Annotated in this window: 9 protein-coding genes and 1 pseudogene; 6 read left to right on the top strand and 4 right to left on the bottom strand. The window is 59.2% G+C overall.

Annotated elements, in window-relative coordinates; translation table 11 throughout:
* The first annotated feature begins 55 nt into the window (after nucleotides 1-55).
* Complete coding sequence (locus RBH71_RS20270) at nucleotides 56-1,693, top strand: CTP synthase (protein WP_035198927.1); 1,638 nt, start codon at nucleotides 56-58, stop codon at nucleotides 1,691-1,693.
* Nucleotides 1,694-1,759: 66 nt separating this feature from the next.
* Here the strand turns inward: RBH71_RS20270 and RBH71_RS20265 are convergent, their stop codons facing one another.
* On the bottom strand, nucleotides 1,760-2,692 hold the full coding sequence (locus RBH71_RS20265) for an alpha/beta hydrolase (RefSeq protein WP_003515421.1): 933 nt from the start codon (nucleotides 2,690-2,692) through the stop codon (nucleotides 1,760-1,762).
* Nucleotides 2,693-2,900: 208 nt separating this feature from the next.
* Complete coding sequence (gene fumC, locus RBH71_RS20260; protein ID WP_003515419.1) at nucleotides 2,901-4,292, bottom strand: class II fumarate hydratase; 1,392 nt, start codon at nucleotides 4,290-4,292, stop codon at nucleotides 2,901-2,903.
* Nucleotides 4,293-4,790: 498 nt separating this feature from the next.
* Here fumC and RBH71_RS20255 point away from each other — a divergent pair, with 498 nt between their 5' ends.
* Entirely contained in the window at nucleotides 4,791-6,638 is a 1,848-nt protein-coding gene (locus tag RBH71_RS20255; RefSeq protein ID WP_003515417.1) for a L,D-transpeptidase family protein, read from the top strand.
* 235 nt (nucleotides 6,639-6,873) lie between these two features.
* Here the strand turns inward: RBH71_RS20255 and RBH71_RS20250 are convergent, their stop codons facing one another.
* On the bottom strand, nucleotides 6,874-7,575 hold the full coding sequence (locus RBH71_RS20250) for an HAD family hydrolase (RefSeq protein ID WP_003515415.1): 702 nt from the start codon (nucleotides 7,573-7,575) through the stop codon (nucleotides 6,874-6,876).
* Nucleotides 7,576-7,767: 192 nt separating this feature from the next.
* Here RBH71_RS20250 and rpiA point away from each other — a divergent pair, with 192 nt between their 5' ends.
* The 4 genes and pseudogenes from rpiA to RBH71_RS20230 all read left to right on the top strand — a co-directional run bounded on the left by rpiA (nucleotide 7,768) and on the right by RBH71_RS20230 (nucleotide 12,229).
* Entirely contained in the window at nucleotides 7,768-8,463 is a 696-nt protein-coding gene (gene rpiA, locus RBH71_RS20245; protein ID WP_003515412.1) for a ribose-5-phosphate isomerase RpiA, read from the top strand.
* Between the two features lie 16 nt (nucleotides 8,464-8,479).
* Entirely contained in the window at nucleotides 8,480-9,046 is a 567-nt protein-coding gene (locus RBH71_RS20240) for a DUF2059 domain-containing protein (RefSeq protein WP_003515410.1), read from the top strand.
* 168 nt (nucleotides 9,047-9,214) lie between these two features.
* Nucleotides 9,215-10,603, top strand: coding sequence for a glutathione-disulfide reductase (gene gor, locus RBH71_RS20235; protein WP_003515404.1), 1,389 nt, complete (start codon nucleotides 9,215-9,217; stop codon nucleotides 10,601-10,603).
* A 250-nt stretch (nucleotides 10,604-10,853) separates the two neighbouring features.
* Nucleotides 10,854-12,229 (top strand): annotated as a pseudogene (locus RBH71_RS20230) (class II 3-deoxy-7-phosphoheptulonate synthase).
* 67 nt (nucleotides 12,230-12,296) lie between these two features.
* Here RBH71_RS20230 and RBH71_RS20225 read toward each other — a convergent pair.
* Entirely contained in the window at nucleotides 12,297-14,036 is a 1,740-nt protein-coding gene (locus tag RBH71_RS20225; protein WP_003515402.1) for a TadG family pilus assembly protein, read from the bottom strand.
* Between the last annotated feature and the right edge of the window lies 1 nt (nucleotide 14,037).

The following is a 14,037-nucleotide window of genomic DNA, read 5'->3' as shown; positions in this document are numbered from 1 at the left end:
AATTTGCAACAGCATGAAATTTGGGCTGGCGGAATCAGAGGTAAAAAGGTATCCGGTGAATCCCATGGCGCGATATGTATTCATCACAGGCGGCGTGGTCTCCTCTCTCGGTAAGGGCATCGCAGCTGCGGCACTCGGAGCATTGCTGCAATCCCGTGGTTATCGGGTGCGGCTTCGCAAACTTGACCCCTATTTGAACGTCGATCCCGGCACGATGAGCCCGACACAGCACGGTGAAGTGTTTGTGACGGACGACGGTGCCGAGACGGACCTCGACCTTGGCCACTATGAACGCTTTACGGGGCGTTCGGCGACCAAGACCGACAACATCACCACTGGCCGCATCTACAAGAACATCATCGACAAGGAACGCCGCGGCGACTATCTCGGCGCGACCGTTCAGGTCATTCCGCATGTCACCAACGAGATCAAGGATTTCGTGACCGAAGGTAATGACGAGTACGACTTCGTCATCTGCGAAATCGGCGGCACGGTGGGTGATATCGAGGCGATGCCGTTCATGGAGGCGATCCGCCAGCTCGGCAACGACCTGCCGCGCGGCACTGCAATCTATGTTCACCTGACGCTGATGCCTTACATTCCGGCAGCCGGCGAATTGAAGACCAAGCCGACCCAGCATTCCGTGAAGGAACTGCAGGCGCTTGGCATTCATCCCGATATCCTGCTGGTGCGCGCCGACCGGGAAATCCCGGAAGCGGAACGCCGCAAGCTTTCGCTGTTCTGCAACGTGCGTCCTTCCGCCGTCATTCAGGCGCTGGATGTTGCCAACATCTATGACGTTCCGATCGCCTACCACAATGAAGGTCTAGATTCGGAAGTGCTGGCCGCTTTCGGTATCGAACCGGCGCCGAAGCCGCGTCTGGAACAGTGGGAAGAGGTCTGCAACCGTATCCGCACGCCGGAAGGCGAGGTAACGATTGCGATCGTCGGCAAATATACCGGCCTCAAGGACGCCTACAAGTCGCTGATCGAGGCGCTGCATCACGGTGGTTTTGCCAACCGCGTCAAGGTCAAGCTGGAGTGGATCGAGTCGGAAGTCTTCGAAAAGGAAGATCCGACGCCCTATCTCGAAAAGGTCAACGGCATTCTGGTGCCGGGCGGTTTCGGCGAGCGCGGTTCGGAAGGCAAGATCATGGCGGCACAGTTCGCCCGTGAGCGCAACGTGCCCTATTTCGGGATCTGCTTTGGCATGCAGATGGCAGTCGTGGAAGCGGCGCGTCATCTGGCCGGCATCGAGAATGCCTCCTCCACCGAATTCGGTCCGACGGCTGAGCCCGTCGTTGGCCTGATGACCGAGTGGGTAAAGGGCAATGAGCTGGAGAAGCGCTCCACCAAGGGTGATCTCGGCGGCACCATGCGTCTCGGCGCTTACAAGGCAGCGCTGAAGAAAGACACCAAGATCGCCGAAATCTACGGTTCCACGGATATTTCCGAGCGCCACCGCCACCGCTACGAAGTGAATGTGGACTACAAGGACCGGCTGGAAGAATGCGGCCTCGTCTTCTCGGGCATGTCTCCTGATGGTGTGCTGCCGGAAACGGTGGAATATCCTGACCATCCCTGGTTCATCGGTGTGCAATACCACCCGGAACTCAAGAGCCGCCCGCTCGACCCGCATCCGCTATTTGCCAGCTTCGTCGAAGCGGCGGTGGAGCAGAGCCGGCTGGTTTGACGGTTTGAATGAGATGAAGAGGGCCGCTTTTGCGGCCCTTTTTTATTGGGGTGCGCACAGAAAGCGTCAGGCCAGAAGGTTGTGCTTCCTCAGCCATGCCTCATACCATCCAGGCAATTCTTGCGTGGGGGTTCCGGGCTTGCCCATGCCGAAGCCGTGGCCACCAGAAATGATTGGGTGAAATTCGACATCCACATCCGCCTTCTCGCACGCCTGCTGCATTATACGGCTATTGGCGGGATTGGAAATCCGGTCGTCATCCGCCTGCGTGAGGAAGACCGGAGGGCAATCTTTGCTCACATGGCTTTCCACTGACCACTCTCGTGTTGCCTCGTCTGTCGGGTGCCTGCCGATAAGTGACCTCCGGGTCGATGTATGGTCATAGGGCGCTGCAAGCGTGATGACCGGATAGATCAGTGCCGCAACATCCGGCCGGGCTGATTGCCTGTCGATGTCATCGACTGCTTCGTAAGACGCAAAAGCCGAGCGGGCGGCGGCCAACCCCATCAAGTGCCCGCCGGCAGAAAAACCAAGTGCGCCGATCCTGTACGGATCGATCTGCCGGTCCGAAGCGCGTGCACGCACCAGACGAAATGCGCGCTGCGCATCCTGAAGCGGTGCCAGCGGTCCAGCAGCCCATCCTTCAATCGGCAGACGATAGGTGAGGACAAAAGCATAAATGCCTCTGGCCGCGAGCCAGCGTGCGGCGGGATAGGACTCCTTGCCTTCCTCGATGCGTTTATATCCACCGCCACCTGCAATGATCATTGCGGAACCATTTGGCTTTGCGGGAGCGAACACCTCCAGGCTCGGTACGGCAATGTTGGTGACAGCGCCTTTTTTGCTTATATCCGGGACGCCGTTCGGACCACCGCCACCCGGAGGCGGGCCGGGCCAAAGCGAAATCCACTGCCGATCGCCTTGCGCAAACAGACTTGGGACTTTCATGGCCGTGGCGAGGAAGGCACCACCAAGAAGCAGGCTGCGGCGGCAGATCATGATGTCATCCTCAATCGTGCACCTGGTTTCGGCATTCTCTGCGGAAGAACAGCTTACGGGGACGATTTAAAAACACCAAGAGTAGTCAGTACCGGGACATCCCGATGCTTTGGCCCTACACCACGGTCTCATCGCTCATCCGTCAATCGAACAAACAAAAAACGGGCCCGAAGGCCCGTTCTCTATGCCAGCGATAATCCCGACCGGCTTACTTCGGGCCGATCATGTTTTCCGGGCGCACATACTGGTCGAATTCCTCGTTCGTGAGGTATCCGCCGCCGACGGCCTCGTCGCGCAGTGTCGTGCCGTTCTTGTGCGCGGTCTTGGCGATCTTGGCGCAGATGTCGTAGCCGAGCTTGCTGTTGAGAGCCGTGACGAGCATCAGCGAGTTCTCGACGCCCTTCCTGATGTTGTCTTCGCGGGCTTCGATGCCGACGACGCAGTTGTCGGTGAAGGAGACGGCGGCATCGCCCAGAAGCTGGACCGACTGCAGGAAGTTGTAGGCCATCATCGGATTATAGACGTTCAGTTCGAAGTGCCCCTGCGAGCCTGCGAAGGAGAGCGCTGCATTGTTGCCGAAGATGTGGGCGCAAACCTGCGTCAGCGCTTCCGACTGCGTCGGGTTGACCTTGCCCGGCATGATCGATGAGCCGGGTTCGTTTTCCGGCAGCGACAATTCGCCAAGACCGGCGCGCGGGCCGGAGCCGAGGAAGCGGATGTCGTTGGCGATCTTGAACAGGGCTGCTGCTGCGGCATTGATCGCGCCATGCGAGAACACCATGGAATCGTGCGAGGCAAGCGCTTCGAACTTGTTCGGCGCCGTCACGAACGGCAGGCCGGTGATCTTGGAAATCTCTTCGGCAACCTTTTCAGCGAAACCGACGGGGGCGTTCAGGCCCGTGCCGACCGCCGTGCCGCCCTGGGCAAGCTTGGAAAGTGCGGGCAGGGTGAGTTCGATATTGGCAATCGCCGAGGCGACCTGCGCGGCATAACCGGAAAACTCCTGGCCGAGCGTCAGCGGCGTGGCATCCTGCGTGTGGGTGCGGCCGATCTTGATGATCTTTTCGAACTGCTTGACCTTGGCTTCCAGCGCCGAGTGCAGGTGCTTGAGGGCCGGCAGCAGGTGGTGAACGATTTCTTCCACGCAGGCGATGTGCATCGCCGTCGGATAGGTGTCGTTCGAGGACTGGCTCATATTGACGTGGTCGTTGGGGTGAACCGGCTTCTTGGTGCCCATTTCGCCGCCGAGCATCTCGATTGCGCGGTTGGAAATCACCTCATTGGCATTCATGTTGGATTGCGTGCCGGAGCCGGTCTGCCAGACGACCAGCGGGAAATGCTCGGTCAGCTTGCCGTCGATGACTTCCTGTGCGGCTGCGATGATGGCGTCGCCTACCTTGGGGTCGAGGCCTGCAAGCGCCATGTTTGCACGGGCGGCGGCCTGCTTGACGATGCCGAGCGCGCGAACGACAGAGGCGGGCTGCTTTTCCCAGCCGATCTTGAAGTTGCCGAGCGAGCGCTGCGCCTGCGCGCCCCAATAGCGATCGGCCTGAACTTCAATGGGTCCAAATGTATCGGTTTCCGTCCGTGTGGCTGTCATCAATCTTGCCTTTTTACTCGTTTTCCTCCGCCAAAACGGCACTTCGCCCGCCTTGCGCGCGCCGATATATAGAATCATCGCGCTGGCAATGAAAGCGTTGCGAGGCATGCCTGGCAGATATTTCCCTTGGGACACGGCAATTTTGGCGCTCATCCTGCCCGGTTAAGAAAAAGACCTTGGCGTGTCATTTTTACTACGTCGATAAAAGCCCGGAAAACTGGGGTTTCATCGGCTTGGAACGGCTTGGCCAACCACGGCAAAGTGAATGAAATAAATAGAAATTTAACCATTCTCGCCAATTCTGGAAATTACGTTTTTATGGTTTTGGCCGTAATATGAGGTTCATTTCGGGTGCGTTCTGGACTTCGGCGTTTTCTTTTCAACGGGCCGGCTATCGGCTAGACAAGCATGAAACTGGATGCTCCGTCTTCGTTGGCGGCGCTGGGTGCTACGAGGATCAAATTGCAAGTCACATCTGGAAAAACATCGGCAGCGCTGGTGCTGGCTCTCGGTCTTTCCGTTTCCACCGCTCTTCCCGGCAGCGCCGGCGCGGTAACGCTGATGGACCTTTTGCGTGGCGGGCCTGGCAAGGTTGCGCGCGATCGCGGTGAAATGCCGCCAGCCGGTATCGTCACCTCGCCGCCGACGGTCGGACCGAGCGCCGATGCATCCGATCCCGAGCCTCTGCCGCGTGTTTCCGGTCCACGTTATTACGATTACAAGGCCGATACCGCACGCGCTGTGAACACCGCCAATTTCGGCGATGGTCTTGCCAATGTGAAGTTCAGCGCCACCCCCGAAATCGGCAAGGCTCTGGAAGCCTATTACGGTGCCGGCGGCAAGGCGCTCTGGGTTTCGGAAGGTGAGCTGACTGCCCGCGCGAACGCCGTCATGGCGTTTTTGGAGACTGTTGGCGAAAGCGGCCTCGATCCGGCCGATTACAGCATTTCAGTACCCGCAAAGGACGTGACCGCCAGCATCAGCGCAGGCGCGAACGCATCCGGCACGCCGGTGGAAGTGGCTTCCGCATCGACCTCCGACGCCTATCAGCGCGCGCAGATGCAGTTCGAGCTTGCTCTTTCCGCCAAGGTCCTGGCCTATGTGCAGGATATGACGCGTGGCCGTGTCGATCCGAACCGGCTGTCCGGTTACCACGATTTCAAGCGCAAGACGGTAAACCTTGCGCCCGTGCTGAAGCTTGCAGGCCTCAGCCCGAATATCGCAGCCTATCTGCGCAGCCGTGAACCTTCGAACGCCGAATATCTGGCGCTGAAGGCCGAACTGGCCCGGTTGCGCAGCGAGGGTGATGCGGCCAACACGGTCAAGGTTCCCGCCGATCTGGTGCTGAAACCCGGCAACAGCAGCGGCGACATGGCGAGCGTCGTCAAGGCAATCGAACATCGCGCTTCGCCTGCCTTCAAGGCGGAACATGCGGCGATCATTTCCGGCTACCAGCAAACGCCGGATTATACGCCTGATCTCGTTGATCTGGTGAAGGCATTCCAGAGCGAAAACGGCCTGAAGGCCGACGGCGTCATCGGCCGCGCGACCGTGCGTGCCATGGTCGGCGAAAGCAACGACGCCCGGATTGCCAAGGTGCAGGTGGCGATGGAGCAGATCCGCTGGCTGCCGGCCGATCTCGGCCAGCGCTATGTCTTGATCAACCAGCCCGCCTTCATGGCCTATTACCACAACGACGGACAGGAACAGTTTGGCATGAAGGTGGTCGTCGGCTCCAAGGCCAACCAGACCTACTTCTTCCAGGACGAAATCCAGACCGTCGAATTCAACCCCTATTGGGGCGTTCCGCAGTCGATCATCGTCAACGAGATGCTGCCGAAGCTGCGCCGCGATCCGTCCTATCTCGACCGTCTGGGTTATGAGGTGCAGGTGGGTGGCCGTGCGGTTTCTTCCACCAGCGTCAACTGGTTCGGCTCGACCAATGCCATTTCGGTGCGTCAGCCGCCAAGCAGCGACAATGCGCTGGGCGACCTGAAAATCCTGTTCCCGAATGCGCATGCCATTTACATGCATGATACGCCTGCCAAGAGCTTCTTCAACCGCGATATGCGGGCGCTGAGCCACGGCTGTATCCGTCTGGTCGACCCGCGCCGCATGGCGGCCGCTGTTCTTGGCACCAGCGTCGACAAGGTCAACGAGCAGATTGCAGCGGGCAAGAACCGCGCCGTGCAGGTGCCGGTGAAGATACCGGTCTACGTGGCCTATTTTACTGCCTGGCCGGACAAGGCCGGCAAGGTGCAGTTCTTCGACGACGTCTACGACCGTGACAGCTACGTCCAGAAGGCGTTTGCGGTAACGACGAAGGCGCGTGCCGCGTCGATTTGATAGAAATCACATTGAGAAAAAGAAAGCGCCGGAAACGGCGCTTTTTTTGTTTGATGGCAAGGTCGCCACATGAATGATAGCGTTAAGCGGCAGCATCCGCACTCCGCCATCCCGGACATGGTCGGGGTCCAGTACGATCAGGTCTTTGATCGCGAAAGAGTTGTATTACGGCGCAGACGCGCCGTGGCTCGATACCGGGTCAAGCCCGGCATGACGGTGGGAGAACAGCGCCGTCTCAAGCCGCAGCGGCGCCCTTTGCGACCAGCTGCTCGAACAGCGCGGGCGTCAACGCAGTGAAATCATCTATCACGACATCCGGTTCGAGTTCGACCATCGGCACATCCGAGTAACCGAAGGTGACGCCGATCGACGGGACGGCCGCATTTTTGGCGGCGAGAATGTCGTTGATGCTGTCACCTACCATGACCGAGCGCTGCGGGTCGCCGCCAGCCTTTTCGATGGTGCCGAGAATATGGCGCGCATCAGGCTTGCGGAAAGGGAAGGTGTCGCCACAGGTGATGGCGGCGAAATATCGGGTGAGATCCAGTTTTTCGAGCAGCGGGAGCGCAAGGATTTCGGTCTTGTTGGTGCAGACCGCGAGCGTGATGCCAGCTGACGAAAGCGCATCCAGTACGCTGACGATGCCGGGGTAGGGGCGGCTGTCGCCGGGCATTTCCGCGCGATAATGGTCAATGAAACGCTCGTACAGCGGCTCCAGCTCGGCTTCCGGCAATTCTACCTGACGCAGCGCGAAGGCCCGCTTGATCATCACGCGCGCGCCCTGGCCGACGAGATGCGTCAGGTCGTCATAAGTAACGGGGGCAAGACCGGCTGCGGCAATGGTGTGGTTGAGGCTCGAAACGAGATCGGCGGCGGTGTCGACGAGCGTACCATCGAGGTCGAAGATGGCGAGCGGGGAGAGCGGGCGAGATGTCACGGGAACTGGCCTCTTGAGAGAATGCTTTTGGCGATGATATCGGTGCGTTCGTTGTGGCCAAGCCTAGGCAAACGGCTTTGTCTTTGCAACCGCGCCACAACGTTCTGTTCGTTGCCTGCAAAAATGCTTTCGTTTGGCTTTCGACCCGTGTAAACAGCACGGCGACGACAAAGCTACCGGAGTTTCAGGCACATGGATGCCCGCCAGATGAAGATCAAGGCCGCCGAGGCCGCATTGTCCCATGTGCAAGACGGGATGCGACTTGGTATCGGCACGGGCTCTACAGCTGAGGAATTCGTCAGGCTTCTGGCGGAAAAGGTTGCTGCAGGCCTGAAGGTCGAAGGCGTGCCGACATCCGAGCGTACCGCGCGCCTTTGCGTGGAGCTTGGTGTGCCGCTGAAATCCCTCGATGAATTGCCGGAACTGGACCTTACCATCGATGGCGCGGACGAAGTGGATCACGGCCTGCGACTCGTCAAGGGTGGTGGCGGTGCGCTTCTGCGCGAAAAGATCGTGGCGGCGGCATCCGCCCGCATGATCGTCATCGCCGACCAGAGCAAGGTTGTGGAGACGCTTGGCGCCTTTCCGCTTCCCATCGAAATCAATCCGTTCGGTCAGGTGGCGACACAGATAGCCATCGAGAAACTGGCGGCGCGGTCCGGCCTCTCGGGCGACCTGACGATGCGTTCGTCGGGCGACGGCGCCTTCATGACGGATGGTGGACACCTCATTCTCGACGCATCTTTTGGCCGTATTCCTGATGCAGAAGCGCTTGCACGCGAGCTGAACACTATCCCCGGTGTTGTCGAGCACGGACTTTTCATAAATTTGGCATCGCTTGCCATCATTGCGGGTCCTGAAGGCGCCCGCGTGATGCAGGCAGTATAACAGGAGCGAGATTTTCATGATCAAACTAGCGGGACTGGGCAAAGCTGCCGCTGCTTCGATCCTCATTTCCGGCATCGTGTTCGGTACTGCCGCACGCGCTCAGGAAATTTCGGAAGCGCATATCGCCGCCGCACGGCAGGCGATCGCCTCTCTTGGCGTTACTGACCGTTTCGATGATATCCTGCCGGGTCTGGCGGAACGTCTGAAGGCCGAACTCATTCAGGCATCGCCGAATGTGCAGGACGTGATCACCGCGACTGTCGACGCCAAGGCACTTGAGCTTGCGCCGCGCCGCGCCGATCTGGAACGCGAGGCAGCACTCACCTACGCGCGCGCCTTCTCCGTCGAAGAGCTGAACGCCATCTCCACCTTCTACAGCAGCGAAGCCGGCAAGAAGCTTCTGAAGGACGGTCCGATCGCCACGCGCGAACTGATGAAGGCTGCCGACATCTGGGCCGCGGGCATCAACCGCGATCTGAACACCTCCAGCATGACCGAATTGCAGAAGGTGGCCGGCGCTGATCTGAAGCCGCTTCCGGCCGATCAGGGCAACACCGGTGGCGCTCCGGCTCACAAGCCCTGAGTGAAATAGATAAAGCGTCGGGTCCCAAAACTCACGTTCAGAAATATTCAAAGCCCGGCCGCAAGGTCGGGCTTTTCATTTGTGCATCGCAGCACCTATATGTGCCATGAATACGCCACAGCCCGCCTTGAGGCCGATGGCACGTGGTTTTGATCAGGGGTTTTGACTATGACAGCTTATGACTACGATCTTTTCGTTATCGGTGGCGGCTCGGGCGGCGTGCGCAGCGCTCGCGTGGCCGCCTCACTCGGCAAGCGTGCGGGAATTGCCGAGGAATACCGTTACGGCGGAACCTGCGTCATCCGTGGTTGCGTGCCGAAGAAGCTGTTCGTTTATGCCTCGCAATTTCCTGAGCATTTCGAGGATGCCGAAGGTTTCGGCTGGAGCGTTGGCGAGCGTCGTTTCGACTGGAAAAAACTGATCGAAGCGAAAGACAGGGAAATCACCCGTCTCGAAGGGCTGTACCGCAAGGGTCTGGATAACGCCAAGGCCGATATTTTCGACAGCCGTGCAGAGCTTGTCGATGCGCATACCGTGAAGCTGACGAAGACTGGTGAGACCTTCACGGCCGAGCGTATCGTGATTGCCGTTGGCGGTACGCCGAACGAACACAAGGCGCTGCCCGGCCACGAGCTGACGATCTCCTCCAACGAGGCTTTCGACCTGGAAGAACTGCCGAAATCGATCCTGATCGCTGGCGGTGGTTACATCGCCGTGGAATTCGCCAATATCTTCCACGGACTCGGTGTCGAAACGACGCTGATCTATCGCGGCAAGGAAATCCTTTCGCGCTTCGATCACGATATGCGCAAGGGCCTTCATGAAGCGATGGAAGCCAAGGGCATTCGTATCATTCTTGAAGACGTCATTCAGGAAGTGAGCAAGGACGGTGCGGGCGGCTTTGTGGCACGGACGAAGCAGGGCAACTCGCTGCATGTCGGCTTGGTGATGCTGGCGCTCGGTCGCGATCCGAATACGCATGGTCTAGGCCTTGAAAATGCCGGTGTGAAGGTGGATGCGCGCGGCGCAATCATCGTCGATGAGTATTCGCGCACGAACGTCCCTAGTATCTTCGCACTGGGCGACGTCACCGATCGGGTACAGCTGACGCCGGTGGCGATCCACGAGGCCATGTGCTTCATCGAAACCGAGTACAAGAACAACCCGACCAAGCCGGACCACGAGCTTATTGCCACTGCGGTGTTCTCGCAGCCGGAAATCGGCACGGTTGGACTTTCTGAAGAGGAAGCGGGCAAGAAATACCCGCAACTGGAGGTCTATCGCGCGCAGTTCCGTCCGATGAAGGCAACGCTGTCCGGGCGACAGGAAAAGACGATCATGAAGCTGATCGTCAATGCCGCCGACCGTAAGGTCGTCGGCGCGCATATTCTCGGCCACGAGGCAGGCGAAATGGCGCAGCTTCTCGGCATCACGCTGAAGGCCGGATGCACCAAGGACGATTTCGATCGCACCATGGCGGTTCATCCGACAGCGGCCGAGGAACTGGTGACGATGTATTCGCCAAGCTACCGCGTGGTGAACGGCGAGCGCGTGTAACGCCGTCGCTTGCGCGACGTGATCACGTCTCCGCTTCGCTCGCCACCACTTGAAAACCGTTGTTTTCCGTGTGGTGGCGGGTTTATTAAATCGTTTGAATTGACTTTTATGCACGTTAAACGCCCAAAACGGGCGGAATGGGCCCGATGGCCCTGACATCGGCTATGCAAAGCCTGTGCTTGGAGCTATAAGCCGCTCAATTTTTCGAGGCGGTCGTGCACAAATGCGCGGGCGAGAAAAGGGTAAGGACATGGCACAGAATTGGACACCCGGCAGTTGGCGGCAGAAACCGATCCAGCAGGTTCCCGAATATCCTGACGCGGCAGCGCTTGCGGCGACGGAAGCCACGCTTGCGACCTATCCGCCGCTCGTTTTTGCCGGTGAAGCCCGCCGCCTGAAAAAGCAGCTTGCCAATGTGGCAGACGGCAACGCCTTTCTGTTGCAGGGTGGCGATTGCGCCGAAAGCTTCCTCGAGCATGGCGCGGATAATATCCGCGACTTCTTCCGCGCTTTCCTGCAGATGGCTGTCGTCCTGACCTATGGTGCGCAGCTGCCGGTGGTGAAGGTCGGTCGTATTGCCGGTCAGTTCGCCAAGCCCCGCTCTTCGAACGTGGAAGTGCTCGATGGCGTGACGCTGCCGTCCTACCGCGGCGACATCATCAACGGCATCGAGTTCAATGAGACCTCGCGCGTGCCGAACCCCGAGCGTCAGCTCGACGCGTACCGCCAGTCGGCGGCGACGCTTAACCTGCTGCGCGCTTTCGCAATGGGCGGCTACGCCAACCTTGAAAACGTTCACCAGTGGATGCTCGGCTTCATCAAGGACAGCCCGCAGGCGGATCGTTACCGCAAGCTGGCTGACCGGATTTCCGAGACCATGAACTTCATGCAGGCAATCGGCATCAGCGCAGAAAACAATCCTAGCCTGCGCGAAACCGATTTCTTCACCAGCCACGAGGCTCTGCTGCTCGGTTACGAAGAGGCGCTGACCCGCGTCGATTCGACCTCCGGCGACTGGTATGCCACGTCGGGCCACATGATCTGGATCGGCGACCGCACGCGTCAGCTCGACCATGCGCATGTGGAATATTTCCGCGGCATCAAGAACCCGATCGGCCTGAAGTGCGGACCGTCGCTGACGCCTGATAATCTGATCGAGCTGATCGACGCGCTGAACCCTGCAAACGAGGCAGGTCGTCTGACGCTGATCTGCCGTTTCGGCCACGACAAGGTTGCCGACAGCCTGCCGAAGCTCATCCGTGCCGTGGAGAAAGAGGGCCGCAAGGTCGTCTGGTCCTGCGATCCGATGCATGGCAACACCATCACGCTCAACCACTACAAGACGCGTCCTTTCGAGCGCATCCTGTCGGAAGTCGAAAGCTTCTTCCAGATCCACCGTGCCGAAGGCACACATCCGGGCGGCATCCACATCGAGATGACCGGCAAGGACGTGACGGAATGCACCGGCGGCGCGCGCGCCGTGACGGCAGATCGCTGTCGGATCGTTACCACACCCATTGCGATCCGCGTCTCAACGCCGATCAGGCACTGGAACTGGCCTTCCTTCTGTCCGAGCGCATGAAGAGCGGCCGTGACGAGAAGCGTCTGGCAATTGCTACTGCCTGACAGAGGCAGATCAAACAAAAAAGCCGCCGGATACTGCCGGCGGCTTTTTTTATGGTTGTCGGCCTGATTACTGGACGAGTGCCGGCTGCTGGCAGCGAACGTCGGTGACGCGCACATCGGCTTCGCCAATCTTGACGCCGAGTACCAGCAGCACGTTGTAGAGCAGCTGATCCACGGGCGCCGTGACTGCCGCGAGCGTGTTGGCAAGCGCTGACTGGATGCCCGCCAGACCTCCCAGATCGATGTTGAGGAAGAGAAGCCTGATATCCAGATTGAGGTTCTTCAGCAGTGAACTGACAAGAGTGGTAACGGTATCCTTCGTGGAAACACTCTTGATCTTGGCCTGGGTGATATCCGACTGGGTAAAGGTCAGCTTGGTCTTCGTCATGTTCGTGGCATTGATGAGGGCGCTGCCATTGATGGCGAGCAGGGCCGAATCCACGATCGCGGTCTTGGTGACGCGCGGATCCTTGCCGAAATTGGCAAAGGCCGTGGTATCGACATTGCCAAGCGCGATTTCTGCGACGCCGGGAACGACTTCGACATCGACCGTACCCTGTCCGCCGCCCGTGCAGCGAATGTCGGCGAGCCGCGCTTCGGCATGGGCGACTTCCACATAGAGCGGAATATTGACCTTCAGACCGGCAATCGCCTGAAGCCCGTCAACCACGACACTGACCGCCAGCCGGGTTTGTGCGGTGCGCACCACCGTGCCCTGGCCGCCGACGGCAAGCGACGGCGTTTCGACGGGTGGCTCACCGATGGCGAGCGTCGTCTTGACCGAGGCGAGACCGAGAAGATTGGCGTTGAGGTTGAGTGCCAGCTGGTTGCCGCCATTGCCTGCCACGGCGGCGGCGTTGAGAAGATCGAAGACGCCTGCGGTGACCTTTAGGTTTTCGCCGCTACCGATCAGCTTGTCCGAGAACGGGCCGAGATTGAGGATTTCTTCAAGCTTGAGCTTGATGTTGCTCTTGTTGGCGGTTTTTGCCAGCGTCTTCAGAATGTTGGCCACAGCCGGCTGCAGGCCGGTGGTCTTCGTCAGCGCGTCCAGGAATTTGCCGTAGGTGATTTCCGTCTTCAGGACATCCTTGTAGGTGCCGGCTGTCAGGTTGAGATCGACAGCCAGCGCTTCGACGACATGCAGCGCGTTGACATCAGCAGCCACAAGCGCCTGGTAATCCATAACCTTGAGCGAGACCGTCGTACCGAGCAAGCCGCCGAGCAGGCTGTTCAAAATGCCTTCATCGAGGCTTGCCAGTCGCGAGCCCACCGAAAATGCCGCGATCTTTTGGGATGAGGCCGTTCCAGCCGCGGAAATCTTGGGCGGCGTGGTGAAGGCGGAGGCAAAGAATATCTGGCCCTTTTCGACGATATTCACTTTCATCGCATTGGTGGGAAGTGCATTTTCGACGAAACGCTGGCCGACAGGCAGGGTCGCGTCCGGCTCATAGTGACCTTTGACGACTTCGGCATAACCGTTGCTCTTGGCAAATTCGTTCAAGGGGTCGAAAGGTTGAAGACCGTCTACGGTCAAGAGGCCATTCGGTGTCTTGACCCCGAGATTCATGCCGTTGAGGGCAAAATATTGCTGGACCGCCTTTTCGGGATCAGCGGCATTGGCCGCCGCTGATATGGCCGCAAGATCGGCGGTCTGCTGCAATTGCCGCTTCTGCAGGGTCAGATAGCCATAATCGACGCCAAGCGCCAATATGCCGATGAAAAGCGGTGCGGTAAGCCCGGCCGAGATGGCGATGTTGCCTGTGCGATCCTTCAGGAAACGGGGAAGCAAAGAAGAGATATTTTGCATG

The organism is Rhizobium sp. AN68, from assembly GCF_030758035.1.
GTDB classification, from domain to species: Bacteria; Pseudomonadota; Alphaproteobacteria; order Rhizobiales; family Rhizobiaceae; genus Agrobacterium; species Agrobacterium tumefaciens.
This window is presented reverse-complemented; position numbering and strand designations above follow the sequence as displayed.